At 65.0% G+C, this 21,621-nt stretch carries 24 protein-coding genes; 15 read left to right on the forward strand and 9 right to left on the reverse strand.

Annotated elements, in window-relative coordinates; all coding sequences use genetic code 11:
- Window positions 1-38: 38 nt before the first annotated feature.
- From AB3X08_RS06400 to AB3X08_RS06410, 3 genes are all read left to right on the forward strand, one after another.
- Window positions 39-614 carry a HEAT repeat domain-containing protein gene (locus AB3X08_RS06400; protein ID WP_369937008.1) on the forward strand — a complete coding sequence of 192 codons (576 nt, stop codon included), beginning with the start codon at window positions 39-41 and terminating at the stop codon, window positions 612-614.
- Between the two features lie 225 nt (window positions 615-839).
- Window positions 840-1,889 (forward strand): N(4)-(beta-N-acetylglucosaminyl)-L-asparaginase, encoded by a 1,050-nt coding sequence (locus tag AB3X08_RS06405; protein WP_369938455.1) that lies wholly within the window; start codon window positions 840-842, stop codon window positions 1,887-1,889.
- 14 nt (window positions 1,890-1,903) lie between these two features.
- Entirely contained in the window at window positions 1,904-2,623 is a 720-nt protein-coding gene (locus tag AB3X08_RS06410; RefSeq protein WP_369938457.1) for a copper homeostasis protein CutC, read from the forward strand.
- Between the two features lie 634 nt (window positions 2,624-3,257).
- Here AB3X08_RS06410 and AB3X08_RS06415 read toward each other — a convergent pair.
- A complete protein-coding gene (locus AB3X08_RS06415) occupies window positions 3,258-4,349 on the reverse strand; it encodes a sialidase family protein (protein ID WP_369937009.1) in 1,092 nt (363 codons plus the stop codon).
- A gap of 894 nt (window positions 4,350-5,243) precedes the next feature.
- Here AB3X08_RS06415 and AB3X08_RS06420 point away from each other — a divergent pair.
- The 3 genes from AB3X08_RS06420 (at window position 5,244) to AB3X08_RS06430 (ending at window position 8,497) form a co-directional block, all read left to right on the forward strand.
- The gene (locus AB3X08_RS06420) at window positions 5,244-7,445 is read left to right on the forward strand and encodes a hypothetical protein (RefSeq protein ID WP_369937010.1); all 2,202 of its coding nucleotides are present in this window, start codon (window positions 5,244-5,246) and stop codon (window positions 7,443-7,445) included.
- Between the two features lie 23 nt (window positions 7,446-7,468).
- A complete protein-coding gene (locus tag AB3X08_RS06425; RefSeq protein ID WP_369937011.1) occupies window positions 7,469-7,687 on the forward strand; it encodes a hypothetical protein in 219 nt (72 codons plus the stop codon).
- Window positions 7,688-7,945: 258 nt separating this feature from the next.
- Window positions 7,946-8,497 carry an RNA polymerase sigma factor gene (locus AB3X08_RS06430; RefSeq protein WP_369937012.1) on the forward strand — a complete coding sequence of 184 codons (552 nt, stop codon included), beginning with the start codon at window positions 7,946-7,948 and terminating at the stop codon, window positions 8,495-8,497.
- 17 nt (window positions 8,498-8,514) lie between these two features.
- Here AB3X08_RS06430 and AB3X08_RS06435 read toward each other — a convergent pair whose 3' ends face one another.
- On the reverse strand, window positions 8,515-8,655 hold the full coding sequence (locus tag AB3X08_RS06435; RefSeq protein WP_369937014.1) for a hypothetical protein: 141 nt from the start codon (window positions 8,653-8,655) through the stop codon (window positions 8,515-8,517).
- Between AB3X08_RS06435 and AB3X08_RS06440 the strand changes: the two genes are divergently transcribed.
- On the forward strand, window positions 8,654-8,887 hold the full coding sequence (locus AB3X08_RS06440) for a RebB family R body protein (protein ID WP_010343225.1): 234 nt from the start codon (window positions 8,654-8,656) through the stop codon (window positions 8,885-8,887). The genes AB3X08_RS06435 and AB3X08_RS06440 overlap by 2 nt on opposite strands.
- 48 nt (window positions 8,888-8,935) lie before the next feature.
- On the opposite strand, the gene AB3X08_RS06445 is transcribed toward AB3X08_RS06440, so the two are convergent.
- A complete protein-coding gene (locus tag AB3X08_RS06445) occupies window positions 8,936-9,433 on the reverse strand; it encodes a hypothetical protein (protein ID WP_369937017.1) in 498 nt (165 codons plus the stop codon).
- Here AB3X08_RS06445 and AB3X08_RS06450 point away from each other — a divergent pair.
- From AB3X08_RS06450 to AB3X08_RS06475, 6 genes are all read left to right on the forward strand, one after another.
- Window positions 9,417-9,890 carry a hypothetical protein gene (locus tag AB3X08_RS06450; RefSeq protein WP_369937018.1) on the forward strand — a complete coding sequence of 158 codons (474 nt, stop codon included), beginning with the start codon at window positions 9,417-9,419 and terminating at the stop codon, window positions 9,888-9,890. The genes AB3X08_RS06445 and AB3X08_RS06450 overlap by 17 nt on opposite strands.
- 38 nt (window positions 9,891-9,928) lie before the next feature.
- Window positions 9,929-10,498: a hypothetical protein gene (locus AB3X08_RS06455; protein ID WP_369937020.1), complete on the forward strand. Its 570-nt coding sequence runs from the start codon at window positions 9,929-9,931 to the stop codon at window positions 10,496-10,498.
- Between the two features lie 575 nt (window positions 10,499-11,073).
- Complete coding sequence (locus AB3X08_RS06460) at window positions 11,074-11,394, forward strand: RebB family R body protein (protein WP_184410789.1); 321 nt, start codon at window positions 11,074-11,076, stop codon at window positions 11,392-11,394.
- Between the two features lie 86 nt (window positions 11,395-11,480).
- Entirely contained in the window at window positions 11,481-11,834 is a 354-nt protein-coding gene (locus AB3X08_RS06465) for a RebB family R body protein (RefSeq protein ID WP_184410788.1), read from the forward strand.
- A gap of 213 nt (window positions 11,835-12,047) precedes the next feature.
- A complete protein-coding gene (locus AB3X08_RS06470) occupies window positions 12,048-12,911 on the forward strand; it encodes a Crp/Fnr family transcriptional regulator (protein ID WP_369937022.1) in 864 nt (287 codons plus the stop codon).
- 175 nt (window positions 12,912-13,086) lie between these two features.
- Window positions 13,087-13,497, forward strand: a complete 411-nt coding sequence (locus AB3X08_RS06475) for a hypothetical protein (RefSeq protein ID WP_369937024.1) — start codon at window positions 13,087-13,089, stop codon at window positions 13,495-13,497.
- On the opposite strand, the gene AB3X08_RS06480 is transcribed toward AB3X08_RS06475, so the two are convergent.
- From AB3X08_RS06480 to AB3X08_RS06505, 6 genes are all read right to left on the reverse strand, one after another.
- Window positions 13,449-13,883, reverse strand: coding sequence for a hypothetical protein (locus AB3X08_RS06480; protein ID WP_369937025.1), 435 nt, complete (start codon window positions 13,881-13,883; stop codon window positions 13,449-13,451). The two genes, AB3X08_RS06475 and AB3X08_RS06480, sit on opposite strands and share 49 nt — an antisense overlap.
- A gap of 325 nt (window positions 13,884-14,208) precedes the next feature.
- A complete protein-coding gene (locus AB3X08_RS06485) occupies window positions 14,209-14,580 on the reverse strand; it encodes a hypothetical protein (protein ID WP_369937028.1) in 372 nt (123 codons plus the stop codon).
- Window positions 14,570-14,890: a hypothetical protein gene (locus AB3X08_RS06490; protein WP_369937030.1), complete on the reverse strand. Its 321-nt coding sequence runs from the start codon at window positions 14,888-14,890 to the stop codon at window positions 14,570-14,572. The genes AB3X08_RS06485 and AB3X08_RS06490 overlap by 11 nt, the downstream gene beginning before the upstream one ends.
- 463 nt (window positions 14,891-15,353) lie before the next feature.
- Window positions 15,354-16,037, reverse strand: a complete 684-nt coding sequence (locus tag AB3X08_RS06495; RefSeq protein ID WP_369937032.1) for a hypothetical protein — start codon at window positions 16,035-16,037, stop codon at window positions 15,354-15,356.
- A 312-nt stretch (window positions 16,038-16,349) separates the two neighbouring features.
- Window positions 16,350-18,419 (reverse strand): TonB-dependent siderophore receptor, encoded by a 2,070-nt coding sequence (locus AB3X08_RS06500; RefSeq protein ID WP_369937034.1) that lies wholly within the window; start codon window positions 18,417-18,419, stop codon window positions 16,350-16,352.
- 331 nt (window positions 18,420-18,750) lie between these two features.
- On the reverse strand, window positions 18,751-19,209 hold the full coding sequence (locus tag AB3X08_RS06505; protein WP_369937036.1) for a DUF2946 family protein: 459 nt from the start codon (window positions 19,207-19,209) through the stop codon (window positions 18,751-18,753).
- Between the two features lie 358 nt (window positions 19,210-19,567).
- On the opposite strand from AB3X08_RS06505, the gene AB3X08_RS06510 reads away from it, so the two are divergent.
- Both AB3X08_RS06510 and AB3X08_RS06515 read left to right on the forward strand, forming a co-directional pair.
- On the forward strand, window positions 19,568-20,707 hold the full coding sequence (locus AB3X08_RS06510; RefSeq protein WP_369937037.1) for an MGDG synthase family glycosyltransferase: 1,140 nt from the start codon (window positions 19,568-19,570) through the stop codon (window positions 20,705-20,707).
- 19 nt (window positions 20,708-20,726) lie between these two features.
- Complete coding sequence (locus AB3X08_RS06515) at window positions 20,727-21,434, forward strand: hypothetical protein (RefSeq protein WP_369937038.1); 708 nt, start codon at window positions 20,727-20,729, stop codon at window positions 21,432-21,434.
- The last annotated feature ends 187 nt before the right edge of the window (window positions 21,435-21,621 follow it).

A 21,621-nucleotide genomic window follows, 5' to 3' on the forward strand; every position in this document is an offset into this window, starting at 1 on the left:
TGTGGCGGATAGCGCTGTACGGACGGGTAGGGGCTGCAATGGAGATTGCGTTGAGGGTTTCAGATAAATCTTTCGATGAATTAATGGCATTGTTTTTTTGTGAAATATCAGATGATGACGATTTCTACGATATTGTCGCTGTTCAGTTGGCGGTAGGATATCGGCAGCAATTGGAAATGATGCTAGACAGTCTTTCTGTCAAACGGCTGCGTGCAGGAATATGTGGCTTGGGAATAATTTCTTCTGTCGAAAGTGATTCAGTTATAAAAAATTTCATCAACCATGATGAGCCTTTGGTAGTCGTTGCTGCTATTGACGGACTTCGGCGCATTGGTGTTGCGGATTGGTCTGCAGTTTCGTGGCAACTGCAGCATCCTTCTCCGTTTGTTCGCGGTGCTATCCTCCGCTTTGCAAAAGATAGGCTGGGTGAAGAAGCGTTGCCTTTGTTGTTGCGTGGGCTTCATGATGAAGACCCGATCGTGCGAGAAAATGCAATTGATGAGTTGGATGGGCTTGTTTCGTCTGATGGTGCTGATCTCATAAGGCCTTATCTTGATGACCCCTCAGCCCATGTTAGGCAGGCAGCCAGGTCTCTATTGGACTCTATTGACTGACAAAGTGAAGGTCATTGGTCGGCTATTGGCCGCACTGTGATCGGATGCTGGTAGATGGATCGTCCTGCGGCAGCCATGTATGTAATTGACCTGCGTCTGACTCGCCACGGGCAATTCGATGGCGCATCACCCATTCAATCCCGCCCCGCTCTGCCGCATGATGCAAGGCCAACCGCGGGCAATCGTCCCGCTGCGCCCATCCTTACCCCGCGCCGGAGTCCCCCCATGCACGAACGCCGCCACTTCTTGAAGACCGCCGCCTTCGGCGCCCTCGCCACCGGCCTGGCCGCTGTGCTGCCGCGTGCACGGGCGGCCACCGGCAACGGCGTCGCGCCGCTGCCGCGCGGCGCAGCACGAGTGATCTCGACCTGGGATTTCGGGATCGCGGCGAACCAGGCGGCGTGGCAGGTGCTGTCGCGTGGTGGCGCGGCGCTGGATGCGGTGGAGGCCGGGGTGAAGGTGCCGGAGGCGGACCCGAACAATCCCACCGTTGGCCTCGGCGGCTATCCCGATCGCGATGGGCGCGTCACGCTCGATGCCTGCATCATGGATCACACCGGCGGCTGCGGGTCGGTGGCGGCGCTGGAGGACATCGTGCATGCGATCTCGGTGGCGCGGCGGGTGATGGAGAAGACGCCGCATGTGATGCTGGTCGGCGACGGCGCGCTGCAGTTCGCGCTGGCGCAAGGCTTCGAGCGCACCAGTCTGCTCACGCCGTCGTCGGAGAAGGCGTGGAAGGAGTGGCTGAAGACATCCGAGTACAAGCCGGAAGCGAACATCGAGAATCGCGCCTATCAGAAGGGCACGCTGCCCGGCGGCAAGGACAACCACGACACCATCGGCATGTTGGCGCTGGACGCGCACGGCAATCTGTCCGGGGCGTGTACCACCAGCGGCATGGCGTGGAAGATGCACGGGCGGGTCGGCGACAGTCCGATCATCGGTGCGGGCCTGTACGTGGACAACGAGGTGGGCGGCGCGACCTCGACCGGCGTCGGCGAGGAGGTGATCCGCAACGTCGGCAGTTTCGCGGTGGTGGAGATGATGCGCCAGGGCAAGAGTCCGGCCGAGGCCTGCCGCGAGGTGGTGATGCGTATCGTGCGGCGCAAACCGCAGCTGACCCGCGATCTGCAGGTCGGTTTCCTGGCGATGAACAAGCGCGGCGAGGTCGGCGCGTTCGCGATCCAGCCCGGTTTCAGCTACGCGGTCTGCGATGCGCAGCGGCAGGATCTGTTGCTGCCGGGGCAGAGCTATTTTGCGAAGCCGGCCGCATGAGCCAGGTCGTGCCGATGGGACTGGAGGTGGCCGCCGATTCGATCGGCTCGGCGCTGGCGGCGCAGGCCGGCGGGGCGATGCGGGTGGAGCTGTGCGGTAGCCTGGACGGCGGTGGGCTGACGCCGTCGTTCGGCACGCTGGCGGTGCTGCGCGATCGCTTGACCATTCCGCTGTATGTGCTGATCCGCCCGCGCGTGGGCGATTTCGTGTTCGACGCTGCGGAAGTGGAGGCGATGCGCCGCGACGTGGAGCAGTGCGTGCGGCTTGGGTGCGACGGGGTGGTGCTGGGCGCGCTGGATCCTGCCGGCGAGGTCGATATGGAGACGATGCGGGTGTTGATCGCGGCGGCCGGATCGCTTGGCGTCACCTTTCATCGCGCCATCGATGTCAGTGCCGATCCGCGGCGTGCGTTGGAGGATGCGATCGCGCTGGGGTGCGAGCGGGTGCTGACGTCGGGTGCGCGCGAGACGGCGGAGGAGGGCGCGGCATTGATCGCTGAGCTGGTTCAGCAGGCAGGCACGCGCTTGAGCGTGATGCCGGGATCGGGGGTGTCCGAGACCAATCTGGCGCGGCTGCGTGCGCTGACCGGTGCGCGCGAGTTCCATGGTTCGGCGCGCGGGCCGCTGGCATCGCGGGCGCTGGCGCCGCATCCGCATGTGCGCAGTCTGGGCGGGGATCGCATGCAGACCGATGTGGAGCGGGTGCGGCGGATGGTGGCGTTGCTGGCGGAGTAGGGGGCGCTGGTGGATTTTGGGGAGCGATTCGTCGCCAATTAGGGTGCAGGTGAGGCGGTCATGGTTGCTGCCGCTGATGCGGGTTGCGGGCCGCTTCCTCGACCTGCAGGAGCGGCTTCGGTTTCCGGCAGTTCATTACATTGGTGCGGCGGCTGGCTCCGCTCGTCGCGACTGAAGTCGCTCCCACAGGGACTTGTGGTGGGTCTGCCGAGTGCGATGGGGAAGGCCATCAACCCTAACCGGTCGCCGGAGTTCGCTGCTTCGGCGGAGCCTGTGTCGCGGTTGAAACCGCTCCTACAGGGGCGCTTGCGATTGGTTGGATGGGTGCACTGTTGGAGGGACTTCAGTCCCGACGGCTGCCGAAGCCTTCTATCTCGTCGTGGTCCGTGTCGCGGGTTGAAACCGCTCCTACAGGGACTCTTGCGGTTGGTTGATTGGGTGCACTGTGGGAGGGGCCTCAGCCCCGACGGTTGCCGAAGCCTGCTGCCTCTTCGTGGTCTGTGTCGCGGTTGAAACCGCTCCTACAGAGGAAGCAACGCTGAGTTTGCGGGGAGCTGCGTTATCGGTTCACCCATTCGCGACGGCATGTAATGGCGCTTCGCGCCGCGAACGCTTCATTCCCGCGCGAACTACCTCACTCCTTGCCGCCCGACTGCGCCGCGGCCACGTTCAATCGTTTCGGATCCAGCACCACGTGCTTGATGCGGGTGCGTTTCCAGGTGTAGCTGATGTGCACCAGGCCGTCGCGGGTCTGGATCACCGCCGGGTAGGAGAATTCGTCCTTGGCGCTGTCTTCCAGGGTCAGGACGCGGGTCCAGTGGCTGCCGTCGGCGGACAGGGCGACCGCCAGGGTGCCGCGGCCGTCCCACCAGTCCTTGCCGGCTTCGGTGGGGTTATAGACCAGCAGCGAGCGGCCATCGGCCAGCACCACCGCGTCGGTGCCGGAGTTGGGGTTGGCCAGATCGAGCAGGGTCATCGGTCCCCAGCTGCGGCCGTGGTCGTGCGACCAAGTGCTGAACACGTGGTTCTGCTGGCTGCGGCCCACCGCCTGCACGCTGCCGTCCGCGTGCACCAGCACGCTGGGCTGGATCGCGCCGATCTGCGCCGGGTCGTTCAAGGCCGGACCGCGGGTCCAGTGAGCACCGTTGTCGTCGGACCATTCCATGTGCGCGACCCAGCCGGCGTCCTCGCTGCTGCTGGGGCTGAGGATGCGGCCGTCGGCCAATTGCACCGGCTTGTTCTTGATCGGGCCGAGGATGCCCTCGGGCAGGCGCTCGGGCGCAGACCAGTGCGCGCCGCCATCGCGGGAAGTGAGTTGCATGCCCCACCAGCGCTTCGGGTCCGGGCCGACCTTGTAAAACAGTCGCAGTGGTCCCTTTGCCGGCTGGAACAGCACCGGATTCCATGCCGGCAACGGCGCGCCCTGCGGCTGCTTGCCGTCGGCCACGCGCTGCGCCGGATGCCAACCGTGCGCGTCGCGCCGTGCGACCCAGATGCCGACGTCGTCGGCGCCCTCGTGGCGCCCGCCGAACCACGCGGCCAGCAGGCCGTCGCGGGTTTCCAGCAGGGTCGAGGCATGGCACTGCGCGGTCGGTGCGGTGGCGTTGACGAATTCGCTGTAGACGACCGGCGAGGGCGGGCCGAGCGTTGGCGTGGTCGGCGCGGGCGCGGCGATCGCGCGCACGGCGAACAGGGACAGGAGCGGGAGCAGCGTGGGATACATCATGGTGGTCCGGTCCTGTTCCGGCTGGAAGGATACCTATTTATCATCAATTTAATACCAGATGATGGCGATGCTGCCAGCGAACAGGTGCACCGATGACTGGGAGCGGATCTGGGACACGGAACTGCGCTTGCTCCGATCAGTTGGCTTGCTCCCCTCGGCAGACTGCATCTGCCGCGCCGCATACGTTGGGCGTACGGCCTTTTTCCTAGATGAAACCTTCGCCGCGCCAGGTCGACTGGCAGGGCGTGGCATCCGCGTGATCGAGCGCGAGAACCGGAGGTGATCGCCCGCCGCGGCCAACCGTCCAAGGGCCCGGTGGAAGTGGGCGCACCGCTGCGCCAGTTGCGGTGGTCTGGAACGGATAGCGGCCAGGCGCTTTTTTCACATCGCGACGAAGGCGGCGTTTAGGAGGGTGTCGCCGAACATCGCGCGATGTCGGCCGTGCACCGCGCGGACAAGACATTGCAGGCCGATGGCGATGCGTTCCCAAACGGAGAATCGCCATGGTCAGCAGGGCAGGTGGACGCCGATCCCGTTTCCGATCGGCATGGACACGTTGCAGGGTCCGGCGACGTGCGCGGCTGCGCCAGGCCTGGTGCGTGGCATTGGCGTGCATCGCGATCATGCTGGCGCCGGCGTGGGACACGCGCGCGCAGCCGCTGTCGGCCATGGCTTGCCGCGATCCGTTGCGGATCGTCCGCGAGCCGGTCATGACGCGGCATGCGGTTGCGCCGCTGGCGCCGACCAGGCGCAAGCATTCGGCCGATGCGCTGCAACGCGTTGCGCTCGCCGTCGGCAGTCCACCTTCGCGCTGCGCTGCACATCCGGAGCGATCCGGCTTCGCGTCTTGTCCCTGGGCGGCGAATGCCGCCGTCTCTTCCACAAGGATCCGTCATGGCCTATTTCAAGCTCGCCGAACAAACCCAGTTGACCCGCTACGTCTGCGATTACCACAGCCACTTCACCGGGATCCTGCCGACCCAGCGCAAGCAGGACGACGCGGCCGGTCCGTCGCTGGCGAAGTTGCTGGCGCAGCGCTTCTTTCCCAATGACGCGCACAACCTGGCCAAGGGCGAGCTGCTGCTGTTCGACTATGCGCTGGCGCTGATGATCGATCCGGCCAGCAATCCGTTCGCACGGCTGCTGCGCAAGGCCAATCGCGCCGAGTACGAGCGCGCCGAGTGCGCGGCGGAGAATCTGTACATCGCCTGCCAGGTGCTGGCGGCGAATGCGGGCTATCTGCAGGAAGAGCTGGCTCTGCCGCCGCAGTCGCCGGCGCTGTACGCGTTGGTCGGTCGCGAGATCGTCGCCCCGGCGCTGGCGTCGGCGGCAGGACCGGACGCGCGCTTGCGCGAACTGGTGCGCTACTTCAACAACAAGCTTTACAGCGCCAGCAAGTACACTCCGTTCGACGATGCCTACAAGCTGCGCGGGAATTTCGTGAAGCAGCTGTGCCAGGGCGATCCGGCCCGCTATGCCAGCTGGAGCGAAGCGCAGCAGGCCGACTATCGGCTGTGGGTGACCGCGACCTTCGACTACCTGCGTGAAGACGGCGTACTGCTGACCCAGAGCGCGGCCACCGAGGACGAGATCCCGCAGCTGGCCGCACTCGCGCAGCAGTACAACGCGCAATACGGCACGGATTATCGCCTGCTGGTGCACACGCCGCACCAGTACATGCCCGATGGCGCGCTGACCAAGTATCTGACCGACAAGATCAAGCCGTTGCTGGCCGGGACTGGCGACGGCTACGCGACCATCGTCGGGCTGGATCTGCTGGGCGCGGAGAACAAGGTCGGCAACTACGCCGAGCTGTTCGCCTGGTTGCAGGCCAATGCCGATGCGCTGAGCGGCAACTTCGGCAGCGGCGACGGCAAGCGGGCGCTGCGTGCGATCGTGCACATCCATTGCGGCGAAGGCAGCGGCTTCGGTGCGGAGAACCGTTCGCTCACCGGTTACTACATCCACCAGGCGGGCGAACCGGACCAGGGGTTCTACGCCGCGCTGTCCGCGCACGTGCTCGACGCCTGGAACGCGGCGCAGGCCAAGCGCCGCGACACGCCGCGCGGCACGCGCGGGACCGCCACGCCACAGGGCCTGTTCGAGGAATTGTTCACCAACACCGCGTTCGGGCATGCCGGGCACGTGCTGCGCCGTTTCGACATCAATGCGCCGCTGTCGCGCGAGCTGGCCGGCTATCACGCCAAGCGCAACGTAATGGCGTTGAGCGAGACGCTGGACCAGCCATCGGCGACGCCGGCGACCAACTGCTATCAAGCGCTGGTGCAGGACAATCCGCTGTACGCGTTCCGCCTCGGCCACGACTACTACTATCGCAGCTACATGGTGTCGCGCTATCCGTGGCTGGCCTTCGACACCAACCTGGGCAGCAATGCGATCACCGGCGCCTCGGCGCTGTTCGGTTCGGTGCAGGGCTACCGGCTCAATCGCGGCTACCGGCAGCTGGACGGCTACATCGATACCGACGTGCTCGCCGCGGCCGGCAACGCGGTGCTGAGCATGGACGCGCAGGGGCTGAGCCGCGCACAGATCGCCACCTTCATCGGCCTCAGCCGCCCCGACGATCTGTCCGCCACGCTGCAACAGAACCGGGCCGCGCTGCAGCCGCTGCTGACCGACGCGCTGGCGCCGATCCACGATCCGGCGCAGGACGATTTCATGTTCGACACGTACTGCAAGCTGACCCTGTACTGCGCCGGCGACGATCCCTCCGCCGCAGCGCGCTATCAGGCGATGGTGCGCAGCCTGCTGGTGTTCCAGAACTGGCGCTCCTACCTGCTCGGCGCCGATGGCCAGGGCGTGGAGCATACCGGCGTGCAGCACGAGTACCTGCGCATGCTGGTGCTGCTGATCTACACGTTGCTGCCGAACAACCAGAACGATCTGCAGGTGGACCTGTTGCAGACCGTGGCGGCGCTGCTGCGCAAGCTCGCGCTCGGCTATTGGCGGGCGACCATCGGCCAGCCGGGCATGCTCGAGGTCAATGCCGATCCGCTGGGCCTGGAATCGCTGGACGGCTTCAAGGGGCCCGCCTCGGTCGTCGTGGTGCGGCGCACGCCGCCCGCCAAGCCGTGACATCCAGGCAAGGGGACAGCGCGATGGACGAGATCACCGAGTACCTGTGGCAAGAGCAACTGGCGCAAGCGCCGGCCGTGGCGGCAGACACGCCGCCGGCGGACGCCGTAGCGGCGGCACCGCCGCAGTCGTCGCCTCCCGAGCCGGATCAGCCCTACCAGCCGAGCCTGGAACAGCTGCTGCGGGCATTGAGCAACACCGAAGTGCGCGAGGCCTTGATCAAGCTGCTGCGGCCTCGCTGATTCACGGCGCCACGTTGCGACACGGGCCTGACTGCACGCGCAGCAGGCCCTTCTTTTTGTTCGCGCGCCGCAGGAAATGCGGCTGCTTTGGTGCACGCGCGTATGCATACGTAGACAAAGCAATGCGGCGCGCCGCGTGTGGCGCGGTCGGCCGCCGATGCGGCGTGGCGTTGTCACCCAGGGAACAGCTATTGCCCGTGAGCCCCGCAGAGACTCGCTGCACAAGGGACTTCGGGAGTGTGTGCGATGGATGTGGCAATGGGGAAAGAGAAAGGGGATGCCGGCCGTTTCGCCAAGGCCGACGAGATGTTCACCCGGGCATGGCGCAACGCCTTGCCGGATCTGCGCAGGCGTGCGTTGCGGCTGTCCAACGGGCGCATGGACGCGGCGGAAGACCTGCTGTCGGATACCGCGGTGAAGGCGCTGTTGTTCATGCGCCGCTCGCCGGAGGCGATGACCGATCCGCAGGGATTCCTGTTCGTGGTGTTGCGCCATGTGTTCCTGGACGCGGTCAGGCGTCGTCGCGGTGGCGAACCGCTGGATCGGCAACACGAGGCGCACGAGGTGGACAGCGTGGCCGACCAGGGCATGACCGCGTTGCAGCGCGCCGAGTTGAGCGACCAGATGGAGCGCGTGGTCGCCGCGGTGGCGGCGCTGACCCGCGAACAGCGGCGCCTGTTCGGCTACCGCTTCGTCGAGGAATTGCCGTATCCGGTGATCGCCAATCTGCTCAGCATCAACCAGCCGCTGGTGCGCAAGCGCGTGGAATTGCTGCGCAAGCGCCTGCGCCTGGCGCTGGTGGCCGAGTGAGCGCGCGCGGTCGAGGTTCACAAGCCGCCCACGGCGGCGTTTTCATTCAACGCCGGGCCGGCGCGGGCCGCGGCATCGCGGGTGCTGAGGCCGACCCACGGCGCGTCCGTGACGACCGCAGCGCCTCCCGGCAGGCGACTACGAAGGAACAGGTTCATGGCAGACAACACGCTCGTCAATTCGCAGATCACCGATGCGGTCACCCAGACCAACGTCAAAGTGGTGGCCGAGGCGCCCGCCCAGGCGATCGCCTCGCTGTACCAGGTCTCCAGCCACTCCACCGGCCTGGCGTTGCAGAACGCGGTGCACAGCCAGCAGGCGCTCAACCAGGTGTCCAACGCGGTGGTGTCCAAGGCGGTGGCGCTGATCATGGCGATCGGCGAGAAGTGATGCGCTGTCCGCGTAACGCCTGGTGATGCCGCGGCGTCGATCCTTCCTTCAGGAGAGTGGTATGTGGCCTTTCAACAGCAAGACCAATCCGCCGCCATCGTCGGTGGGCGCCGCTGCAGCATCGCCTGCATCCGCTGCGGCGGTGGCGGGCGCCTCCAACGGCGCACCTGCGGCGAGCACCGGCGCGGTCAGCGCGGCGGCGGCCCCGGACAGCGCCGCACCCGCCGCGCCCGCCGCGCCCACCGCCACTGTTGCGACGGCCACGATCACCACGCCCGCCGTGGCAACGGCGACGCCCGTCGATGGCGACGAGGCTGGCGCAGGTGGCAGCGCAGCGACCGCATCGGCCGCTGCAGCGCCCGCGGCGGCGGCCACGACGGATAGCGCTTCGGCCACTGCGGGCGGTGCAAGCGGTGGTGGCGGATCGCCGCCGCCGGCGGCACCGACGTCGCCGCCACCGCCGCCGCCCGCACAGCCAGCATCGCCGACGTCGCCGACGTCGCCACCGCCACCCCCACCCCCGCCGTCGATGCTCAGGACGCTCAACGCACGCATGCTGGAACAGGCGTCGGCGCCTACCCCGGCCAGTGATGCGCTCAACAGCAAGATCGTGCAGGCGGTGCAGCTCAGCAACGCCGAGACCGTGGCGTACGCGCCGTCGCAGATCGTGGTCGGCTCGAACATGCTGATCAGCCAGGCGTCCGGCCTGATCGCGCAATCGGCGGCTGTGTATTTCGATGGCGTCAGCAAGATGGCGCTGGCCAGCCAGGGCGTGCTGATCAAGCAGATGACCGAGAACTTGGCCGAGAACAAGCTCGAGCAGGCCGCCGAGGATGCGCTGGGCGTGCTGGCGACCGATGTGCTGGTCGGCGCGGCAGCAGCGGTGGCGGCTGCGGCCGGCGCGCTGGAAGCGGAGTCGGCCGGTTTCGCCATCGACAAGATCGACCAGAGCATCGCCAAGTACGCCGACCTGATGCGCGGGCGCAAGCCGGCCAGCAGCTGAGCGCGCATCGCGCGCGAGATCCGCCATCGGGAGCCACCATGCAGGACACCCCAGAATCCGAACTCGATCCCCTGTACGGCTTCGCCCAGCGTTGGCTCGGGCGCGAGCTGAGCCCGGTCGAGCGCGTGCAGTTGCAGGCGTTCGCGCAATCGGCCAACGCCGCCCAGAGCAAGCCGTCGGCCAAGGCGCGGGAGATGTCGAAATCGCTGATCGACGCCGAGCGCCAGCGCGTGGACGGCTTGATCGCGCAGATGATGCACGGCATGCAGGACGCCGCGCGTGGCGTGGAACTGGCCGACGGCGCCAGCGGCCACGCGGTGCTCGAGACGGTCGCCGCCGCGCCGTCGCTGGATGCGCTGCGCCCGGGCAGGTTGCGCCCGCTGCAGAGCGGCGAGACCAGCGGCAACCAGCTGCTGGTGGCGCAGATCGCCGATCGCCTGGGCAACCTGGTGCGTACCGAAGTGCGTGCCTGTTTCGATCGCGAGTTCGGCAACCTGGCGCAACAGATGCAGGCGGTGGTGGACGCGGCGCGCGCGGCCGGGCTGGTCGGTGCGCCGCCTTCGGTGGAGGCGGGCGAAACCAAGCCGGCAACGCCCACGCCGGGCTGATCTCTCCTGACGCGTATGGCCGTGCATGTCCGCTTCGTCGGTGGAGGTGCGCGGCTGCGCGCGTTCGCGTAGCTGCGATCCGGCGACCCGGAAGAGGGGCATCTGCCCGCACAGCATGAACACCCGGTCCAGGATGGCCGACACGACGGGGCTGCTGACGCGCGGTCGGACGTGCCGTGCGCATGGCGCAGTAGCGGCGTTACGGCGATGGCGGCCATGGCCCATGACGCGGCATTGCATGCGACCCGCTGCAACGTCTCAGTCACCTGTTCGCATCGCGTACGTGCGCCGCCTGCAGCGGTCGCCATGTCGCCGATCGCATGTGGCGATCCCGGTGGCTTCGCGAGGCAGGTGATGCATGCGCATGCGTGGCGACATTGCCATGGGGTCGATCCCCGTTAGCGTCGCCGCTGATCCGGCGCGATCGTACGCACCGTTTGCCGGCATCCTTGCCGGCCTGCACGGCACCTGGTGGAACAGCGAGACAAGTGCGGCGCCTGCTTTCACAGTCCCTGCACTGCGCCGTTTTCATTGATCGTACGGCGTGGGCCGTACGCCAACCCAGGAGCGAACACATGGCATTTCCAACCGCCGTCAACGACCAGATCACCGATGCGGTCACCCAGTCCAACGTCAAGGTCATCGGCGAAGCGCCCGCCTTTGCGATGGCGTCGATCTACCAGAGCATGGCGCACTCGACCGGCATCCTGTTCGAGAACGCCGTCTCCGCGCAGCAGCAGCAGAACACGCTGGCGCAGGCCGCGGCCAACCAGGGCGTGATGCAGATCTACAGCCTGGATACCTCCGCCGACGCCGGCGCCACCGAGAAGGTCGCCCAGACCGGTGTCTCCGACAACCTGACCAGCCTGCTGACCGTGCTCAACGCGTTCAAGTAAGCGTCGGCCCGCTTGCCGTCGCCGCGGCGCGACGACGGTAGCGCGGGGCGCAAGCCTGCTATTTCTTTCCTATCTAGGAGCGTTTCATGGCTTATCCCACTGCAGTCAACAACCAGATCACCGATGCCGTCACCCAGTCCAACGTCAAGGTCATCGGCGAGGCGCCGGCCTTCGCCATGGGCTCGATCTACCAGAGCCTGGCGCACTCCAGCGGCATCCTGTACGAAAACGCGGTCGCCTCCCAGCAGCAGCAGAACACGCTGGCGCAGGCTGCCAACAACCAGGGCGTCATGCAGGTCTACAGCCTGGACACCACCGCCGCGGCGGGGGCGTCGGAGAAGGTCGCGCAGACCGGCGTGTCCGACAACCTCACCAGCCTGATGACCGTGCTGCAGGCGTTCAAGGGCGGCGGCGGCGTCGCGGGCTTGAACAACCCCTGACGCCGGCGCGTCCAGGACGGCGCCACCCTCGGTCGCGCCGTTCCTTTGCCGGTCGCGTCCACTTCGGTCCGCAGGCGTGCGGGCCGGAGCGGCGATGCTGCCGCGGCGCGCACCGCGCCGCTTTCATCACGACCTGCCTTCGACCGGCGGCCTGCCGCGGCAGGCGCGTTCGACGCCAGGCGTTGCGCAATGCGGCGTCTGAGAAGGGGGAGTATGGACTTTCCTGCAGTGGCCACCCAGGAGACCGCAGACATCGTCGCTGCGGCCCATGTCGGCAACGACCTGCAAACGCCCGCGGCCCTTGTTGGCCATCGGACATTGCTGGAGCGCTCGGTGCTGTTCCACGACCTGCCTGTCGCGTTGCTCGACCACCTGCTCGCGCATGCCAGCGAATGCGAGCTGGCGCCCGGCAGCGTGTTGTTCTTCAAGCACGACCCGAGCAGCTTCGTCGGCGTGGTGGTGCGCGGGCGCGTATACAAGGTGCTGTACGGCGCGGACGGGCAGGAACTGATCGTCGGCAGCATCGAGCCGGGTGGCGTGGTGGACGAGGCCGCACTGCTCGAGCCGCACGGACGCAGCTTCACCGCGATCGCATTCGGCGCCAGCACCGTGCTCAAACTGTCGCGCCGCCATTTCGCGCCGCTGATGGAATCGCCGTTGCTGCGGCAGCGCATCGACGCGCTGCTGCGCGTGCGCCTGCGGCAGGCCCTGGACAGCCTGGAAAGCATGTGCCTGCATCGGCTGGAAGTGCGCCTGGCGCGCTATGTGTTGCGCCAGCTGGAGTTGCAGGAATGGCAGCGCGGCGGCAACTGCGCGATCGTGCTGCCGCCCAACCAGAGCATCCTGGCGGCGATGCTCAACGTCAGCCGCTCCAAGCTCAATGCGCAGTTGCAGCAATGGAAGCGCAGCGGCCTGGTGAGCCGCCGCCGCAACCTGCTGCGCATCCACGATCTGGACGCACTGTGCGCCAAGGCCTACCTGCACGCCAACGCGCCGCTGCGCTCGTTGGCCTGGCACGGCGAGGACGGACTGCGGCCGGCGCCCTGCCTGCCGCTGCTGCCATGCGGCCTCGACTAACGCACCCCCGATCCCGTGACGCCCCTGTAGGAGCGGCTTCAGCCGCGACAGACTGCCTCAACAGCGAACTTGCCGAACACACGCTCGATGTTGGCGTTGGTGGCGACGACCTTGATGTCGCCGCGCAGCGAATGTGCGAATTCGTTGGAGGCTTCGCCCCAGAGCGAGCCTTCCAGTGACGTGGCGCTATGGGCGACAGCCTGGGATTGCCATACAGGAAGTCTGCGGCGGATGCCTTGGCCTGTACGAGACCCTGGCCCTGCTCCTTGAATATCTGCATTGCCGCGTCATGGATGGCTTCTTCGACCTGTTTGTTGCCAAGAAACTGCGCCCGTGGCGTGTTGTTGATGATGGGCTCGCCCGTCTTGCTCGCAAGTTCCTTGGCGATCACCTCAGAAGATACCTCGCCGACCGGGCGGCTATAGAGGATGCCTCCTTCCCCCATGGCCTTGGCGGGATACTGGCGCGCGACGGCCTGGATTTCCTCGAGCGACCGGGCTTTTTGGATTTGCTCGATCTGTTTGGAATAGTCGTCGCTCATGACGTGGCTCCATCATCCGTGACCAGAATCCACCCATCTCTGTAGAAGATCTGGCCCATGAAATGGGCATCCGGAAACTCTTTTAGAATGGACGGCCTATGCGGGTAATGCATGCCGGCAGCGATCAGTTGAGCTATCAGCGACTGAATGGTTCTTGCTTGTAATGCCGTGAAGACTCGGCACGCCCCTAACATCGGCATCCCTATGTCGCCATCGCGGCCATAGCCAAATGAGACTACTTCGACATTGTAGCCGTTGCCATTGGGCAGGAATGCGTTTTGAATTTCGCCGAAATACTCTTCGCTGTCCACTTCGACGGCGAACGTCTCATGACGCTGTTCATCCATGATGCCGCGCACGCCGCCTGAAAACCTGGCGCGTCCCTCCGGGAATTGCAGCCAATCGAAGGTGGAGTGGTTGGATAAGTCCATGTCTAATATTCCATGTTGGGTCATCGGAGATTACAGCCTTGCAAGCGGGCTTCCAGTTGCCAGGTCCGATCAGGCGATCCGCTTGGTGCCCGACCAACGAAGTCCCACGCTACGACTCGGCAGTAGCTTCTGGCATCACGGTGAGGATTTCAAGAAAGGCGCCGATGGTTCAGATCTGACGTGGCTCCATCATCTGCGACTGAAGCCCAGCCGTCCTTGAAGCTGACCTTGCCGATGAAGCGGGCGCTAGGGTATTCCGTCAACAGAGACGGTCTGTCCGCGAATCACGTACCCGCGGCGATCAGTTGAACGATCAGCGTCTGGACTATTCCAATTTCAGCTTTCGAGAAAATCTGGCGCCTATCATGGAAAGGAAGTTCGTGGCCGATTCCCCGGCTTGCGCGAGGCTCTGCCCCTGCCCTACGAAGACGCGCTCCGCGGCTCCGCGGATTGCTTTTGTCACCTCGGGGTCGCCAAGGAATTGCGCTCGTGGCGTATTGTTGATGACAGGCAGGCCGGTCTTGCTCGACAGCTCCAAGGCGATCGCCTCAGACGACACCTCGCCGACTGGTCGGCTGTAGAGGATTCCTCCGTCGGCCGTCGCTTTGGCGGGGTACTGGCGTGCGACCGCTTGGATTTCTTCCAGCGAGGTCGCTCTTTTTATCTGCTCGATCTGCCTGGAGTAGTCATCGCTCACGACGTGGCTCCATCATCCGAGGCCAGAGCCCAGCCATCCCTGAAGCCAACTTGCCCATGAAGTGGGCGTTTGGGTATTCGGTCAGCAGGGACGGTCTATCCGAAAACTGCGTGCCGGCAGCGATCAGTTGAACTATCAGCGCTTGAACGGTGTTGATTTGAACTTGCGAGAAGACCTGGCATCCATCCAGCATCGGTATTCCGAGAGACTTCTCGCTCCCGTAACCGAAGGAGACCACTTCGATGTTGTAGTCGTTGTCGTTGGGCAAGAAGGACCTTTGGATTTCTCCAAAGAATTCGTTGCCATCCATCTCGACAGCGAACGTCTCGTGACCAAGCTCGTCAACGGCTCGAACCAAACCTGAAAATCTCGCACGCCCTTGGGGGAACTGCACCCAGGCGAAGGTCGGATGGTCATGTAAGTCGATGTCTGTTGCTCCCTGTTAGCGGATCGGAATTCCTACTTCCTGCGTCGGATTGTCCAGCGGCGGCGCCAGATCATGCAATCGCTTCGCGATCGGGTGACGGCCTTACTTTGCAACCCACAAGTGACTCCTGCCATCGCCAGCCAGGACGCACGAAGTTGCAGGGTGGTGCAGGTCACTTGGCAGGTCATGGCTCAGTAACAGTCGATCTTCACACAAGCTCCCAATGCCTAAGATCAGACGGGGAAACAGGAAATGGGGGGCAGCGTGCACTGCGCCTCTTGCTGCGCGGTTTCCTTCTCCGAGGTCGTGCAGGTCGGCATCCTAGCGTCCGATATCGCGGACAGCGCTATCCGCAGACGAATTTGCAAATTTCACGCGAATGCTCGCGAAGAAAGGCGTGTTTGTTCTGTAGCGGTTCGATGCTTTGCGGGGGCGGTTGATCCATGAACGAGAAATGGCCTGCACCGTCAGTGACCCGAACGTCCACCGTTTGCCAGCCGGACATGGCCTGAGCCAACCACGCACTTTGCGCGGGAGGGGTCATTGTGTCCTCTGTCCCTACCCAGACCAGGATGGGGACGCGCACCGCATCGAGCGCGCCTAACGCTTGAAAGAACCCAGTAGGAGGCGCAAGCAGGCCAAGGCGACCTAACCGCGCATCTGCTGCGATGGCGACGCGGCGACCGGGGCCCAACCACATTTGCCCTCCGGCCAACGCGACAAGTATTGCCGCGCCGATGGAATGACCCACGCCCGAGACGGTCGCACCGGGTTCGCCGAAAACATCGAGCGCAAGCGACAGCCGTCTCGCTCGGAGTGTCAATTCCGCCTCCGAGGGCACGTGCGAAGCGAGTCGTTGGAAATGTGGTGCAACGACCGTGCAGCCTGATGCAGCCAATGTGTCCAGAAGCGTGACGTGACGCTCCGGGTTGCCGCCTGCACCCGCCGCGAAAAGCACCACTGGGGAAGGTGCTTGCGCCTGTCGGACCGACACATCGAATGATTCTGCGTCATCTTGGAGTTTCTGCATGTGCATCAAGAGATCTGCCTTGCTTTGGTGCGATGGAGATGGTCGATGCGTGAACCAGGCCGGGTCACGAAACGGGTTCTGCTTGAACGAATGGTTGGGCGCCAGTCTTAGTGCGAGGGAACGCGGGCCTGCTGGTCGCCCTGCGCTGTCCGCACGGCCCCGTTTCGGCCTATGTTGGCGCGGCGAGGTAGGCCGCGCCAGCATGATGACGTTATTTTCCGGAAAGCCTTGTGGGCCATGGCCGGTTTCAGGTGTGGACGAGGACTCGAACAGAAGACCGAGGGCCGTTGGCGGGCCCTAGTGCGGCAACACTCAGTCGGTGAACCGGTAGGACAGCGTCAACTGTGCCGACGCAGGCGTGCTCGGCGTCAGCGTGTAGTTGAAGACGCCGGCCGAGCCGCCCGTATCGTACTTGCGGTCGAAGACATTGAGCAGATTGAGCTGCGCGGTCCACGGCCCGCGCGCGTAGGACACCATCGCGTCAGTGCGGGTATAGGCCGACAGCTGGAAGGTGTTGGGCAGCGTCGCCTCGCGCGCGCCGACGTAGTAAACGCCGGCGCCGATCTTCAGCCCGGGCAGCGCGCCGAACGCGTACGTGCTCCACACGCTCCCGCTGTGCCGCGGCACGTTCGACAGCGCATCGCCCACCGGCAGGTCGGTGTCGCGTTCGACCTGGGCATCGGTATAGGCATAGCTGGCGATTACCTTCCAGCCGGGCAGGATCGTGCCGGCCACGTCCAGTTCCGCGCCGCGGCTGCGCTGCTTGCCGTTGAGCACTTGCCGCAGCGGATTGCTAGGATCGCTGGTCAGGATGTTGGCGAGGTCCAGGTTGAACAGGGCCAGGCTGGCATCGAGCCGGTCTTCGACCAGCGCCTGCTTGACGCCGACCTCGAACTGCTCGGCGATCTGCGCATCGTAGGTGATGCTGCCGCCGCTGTGGCCCACGTTGGGCGAATAACTGCGGCTCCAGTCGGTGAACAGCGATGTGGTGGCAGTTGGCTGCCAGGTCACGCCCACGCGCGGGGAGAAAGCCGTCTGCTGCCCACGCCCGGTGACCGCGCCACGTTCGACGGCGGTGTTGACGAAGCGGTCCACGCGCATCCCGAGCATGGCCTTGAGCTGCGGATGCAGCGCGACCAGATCCTGGAAATACACGCCGTAGTCCTTGCCCTGGCCCTGGTGCGATTCCAGCGAGCCGTTGGCGACCAGTGGGGAGACGTACGCGGGATTGAACAGATCGATGTCCATCGTATAGACATCGGACCCATTGCCGCCCTGCTGCAGATAGCCGTAGTCGACGCCGGCCAGAATCTGGTGGCGCGTGCCGGCGAGCTGGACATCGCCGGCCAGCTCAGCACGCCCACTGTATTGCCGGGAGTCCTCGTCGGCATTGGCATAGACCGAATACGCCAGCAGGTTGCCCGCTGGCGTGGTGCTGTCAGGAAAGGTCTGGGTCGAGCGCTGGCTGGCCGAGACATACTGCCCGCCCAGGCGCAGCGTCCAGTCGGCCGACAAGGCGTGCGAGAACAGCAGCGTCGCCGCACGGGTGTCGTTGCGGCCGTAGTCGCCGGAGACCATGCCGTCGACGCCATCGCGCAGGCCGAAATAGCGCGTCCGCGAAAGCGCGCGATAGTTCGCGATAGCGGGAACCCCAAGATCGAAGCCATCGCGGTGGAGATGGTTGAACTCGGTCAGCAACGTCAGCGACGTACCCGCGTGGTTGTCCCAGGTCACCGCCGGTGCGATCGACCACGACGTGTAGCCGCCATTGTCGCGGAAGCTGTCGTTCTGCTCGACGGCGCCGTTGAGGCGCAGGCTGACGTCGCCGCTCATGGCGTGGTCGATGTCCAACGTGGTGCGGCGCAACTCGTCGCTGCCCAGCGTCTGGCCGATCTCGCCGGAGTTTTCCTGCTGCGGCCGTTTGGACACCGTATTGACGTAACCGCCCACCGCGCCGACGCCGCCGTACAGCGCGCCTGCCGGTCCCTTGAAGATTTCCACCTGCTCGATGTTCTGCACATCGCGGAACGCGTAATAGCCATAGTTGCGGAAGCCATCGCGCAAGCCGTTGCTTTCGCTGAAGCCGCGGATATTGAAGAACGTGGCCCCGTTGCCGCCGTAGCTGGCCTCGGCATGCACGCCGCTGACATTGTCCACCAGCTGTTCGGTCCGGGTCACGCCGCGGTCCTGCAGCACCTCCGAGGGCACCACCTGGATCGATGCCGGGTAATCGGCCAGCGCGATGTCGGCCTGGATGGTGCTGTTCGCCTTGTCGGTGGCGTAATCGCCGACCACCTGCACAGCTGGCAGTTGCGAGGTGTTTTGGGCGACCGCGGGTTGCGCGGCTCCGGCGATCAGGAGGCCGGCCAGTGTCTTGTTCATGATGTTGTTGGATCCCGTTTGAAGTGCGGCTTGCCGCGGAGGGCGCACGCAGATGCAAGATCATCCGCGAGGAACGCCATCGCGCCGCGGCAAGCGGCATGCGCAAGGCCCGGTGCAATGGCACCGCGGCATCGGCAATAACGCATCAGGTCACTCCGCATCCAAGTCGCCGTCGTGTCGATACGGAGATGGCGAGCGCAGCAGCGCATGCCGGACCGCGAGGGCGGCCCGATGCGCAGCCGCAGGTGGCTTATCTGCGACGACGGAACGAGTAATGCGAAGACGGATCGCTGGTAGCCCGGATCACACACACCAGGCACCACCAGCGGCATCAGGCCAGCAAGGCGCCTGGCGGACCGCGTGCGCCGTGGGCGGGCCATGTGCTTGTCGCGTGCGGCAGCATCTGCACTGCCGGCGGGCGCATCGCCGCGTGCATCAGCAACGGCAGTAGCAACAACACCAGCACGAAGGGCAGCAGGTCGGCCGCAAGCACGCAGTAGTCGCAGGCCATGCCGTCGTGGTGATCCGCCGGCATGGCATCGGCATTGCCGTGGTCCGTTGCAGACATCGCCATGTCCATCGACATGGTGTGCGTAGCGTGCGCCGACGCCATGACCGCGCCCAGGTCGGGTTGCTGCATACCGCGGCTGGTGCACAGCGCGGTCAGCTGACCCAGTGGATCCGTATTCGATTGCAGCCAGCGACTGACCACAGGCGCAATGGCCATCAGCAGCGCGCCCATCAGGGCGAGCCGGTGCATGACCTGCAGGAAGCGGCGTTGGCGCAGCATGGGGCTTAGTCTAGACCATCGTGCAGGGGAGTTTTCTCCGCGCCCCCGATGCGCTGGCGTTCCACTCGGCCGTGCGTGGGCGCTTGTCGCCGCAAGTAGCCGCAGGTGGGTGAATCCCGGCCGTGGCGTGGCGTTGAAGTGCCGCGAGGGAGGGGGCTCCACGGCACAGAGGTCCGTTTCCGTTGACAGCGTCGTTCACCACCTGCCGATCCGTCGTGTCCTTGCGCCATGCGCGTGCTTTTGCAAACCAAAGCCGCTGCATACTATTGATTGCCAAGAACTAAGCTGGGGAAACGTCAGGATCTGCGCCCTGTCTTCCCAGTTTCATCCCCGACACCGACCACGCCGACCTCCAGCCATGACCAAACTTCTGATCCTCAGCGTAAGCGCCGGCAATGGCCATGTGCGCGCAGCACAGGCGCTTGCCGCCGCCGCACCGTCGCTCGCTCCCCCGTGCACGGCTGTACATATCGACACCATGGCCAATGTGTCAGGGGCATTCCGCAGGATCTACACCGAGTGGTACATCCAGCTCGTGAATCGCGCGCCCGAACTCTGGTCGTATCTGCATCAGCGTAGCGACGTCACGCCGCACCACGCGGCGTCGCAGCGCCTACGCCGCGGCATCGAGCGACTGAGCACCGGCGCGCTGCTGCGCGAGATTCGAAACGCCAAGCCCGATGCCGTGATTTGCACCCACTTCCTGCCGGCCGAGCTGTTGATGCGCGAACGCAGAAACGCGCGCCTCGACTACCCCGTCTGGTTGCAGATCACGGACTACGACCTGCACAACATGTGGCTCGTTCCCGAGATGACCGGCTACCTGGCGGCGAACGAAGAGGTCGCGTTCCGGCTTCGCGCACGCGGCATTCCGGCCGAGCGTGTGCACGTCACAGGCATTCCGGTGATGCCGGCATTCTCGAAGCCCGACGCGCCGACGCTGGAGCGCGATGCGTGCGCGGCCGCCCTGGGTCTGGATCCATCGCGTCCCACGCTGCTGATGGCGTCAGGCGGCGCTGGCGTTGGCGATCTTGCGAGCATGGTCGAACGCGCCCTGGGCATGGCAAGCGATTTCCAGGTCATCGCCGTGGCGGGCCGCAATACCGAAACGCACGCCAGACTGGCGGCGCTGGCGCTGCGCCATCCGGGCCGGATGATCGCTGTCGGCTTCACTGACGAGATGCACAAGCTCATGGCCGCTGCCGATCTAGTCGTCACCAAGCCCGGCGGCCTCACCGTGTCCGAATGCCTGGCGCTGGGCAAGCCGATGCTGCTGATCTCGCCGATCCCTGGCCAAGAAGAGCACAACGCCGGCTTCCTGATGGAAGAAGGCGCGGCATGGCTGGCCTACGATGCCATCGGCCTTGACTACAAGGTCGAACGGTTGATGGCCGATCGGCAAAAATTGCGAGCCATGGCCGCTCGCAGCCGTGCGCTCGGCAAGCCCCAGGCCGCAGCGACGGTGCTTCAACGTGTGCTGCAGAGCGTGCCCGCATGATGGGGGGAGGAGGTGCAGCTTGCGCTTGCTGATTCGCGTTGTGTTTTCCTTGTTAGTGTCGTTGGGCCTATTGGCCTGTACGCAGGCCCCAGCGGATGCCAAACGACCCCAAGAGAAGAGTGCGGACGAACGGCTCCCCATCGCTGCCGAGTTGCGCGCCGAGCAAGACAAGGCTGCGGCGAGCGCGGATCGCGCCGCCGATAAGGCTGGTGCAGCGACTAACCCAGTTATTAGCGCTACGGATGTCTTTGCCCCATTGCCGCAGGGTCCGGAGTTGACGCCGAGCGCCTTGCTCGAAGCCATTATTCAGGTGGCGAAGACCCTCCAATCCCAGCCCGATATGGCGCCGGAAAATGTCGTCCAGATCATAGGGGTGGAGCTCCGGCCCGATACGGAGGACCGGCGAATCGGCGCTCAAGGAACGCTCGGGTCAGGCCAATACGAAATCGCCATTTGGAAGCCCTATGCACGCCATCCCGGGCATACCATCGAGATCATGGTTCGCCCGCCCGAGGCATGCGCGCTTGCATTCAAACCGTTGCATGATGAACTGGTCGCGGCCGGATTTGGCGTCAGCAACAGCGCCCCGAACTTCAAACCTGATGTCTACTTCGATCGAGCGGTCGTCGGCAATCTCGGCTTATATGTCATCGTCCGTACGGATCAGCGCCAGGGGCCGCGCTGCGTCTCCTTGTTGACCATGGAAATGGAGCCGCGCGATGGCTGAGCAGTGCGATATCGACAGGCTGCTTCTCCCTGCCTCCGAAAGGAGGAGGGTCAAGGCTTTGATTAAAATTTGGCTTATTGCCGCAATTAAATGCGATTCGGTAAAACTGGGTCCTTAATAATGTCGTCGGGTAAGAACCCTATCCCGCAACTTTCACAGTAGTAGCCATTGACGAATTGTTCCAATG

The sequence above is a fragment of the Xanthomonas sp. DAR 34887 genome (assembly GCF_041245805.1).
GTDB lineage: Bacteria > Pseudomonadota > Gammaproteobacteria > Xanthomonadales > Xanthomonadaceae > Xanthomonas_A > Xanthomonas_A tesorieronis.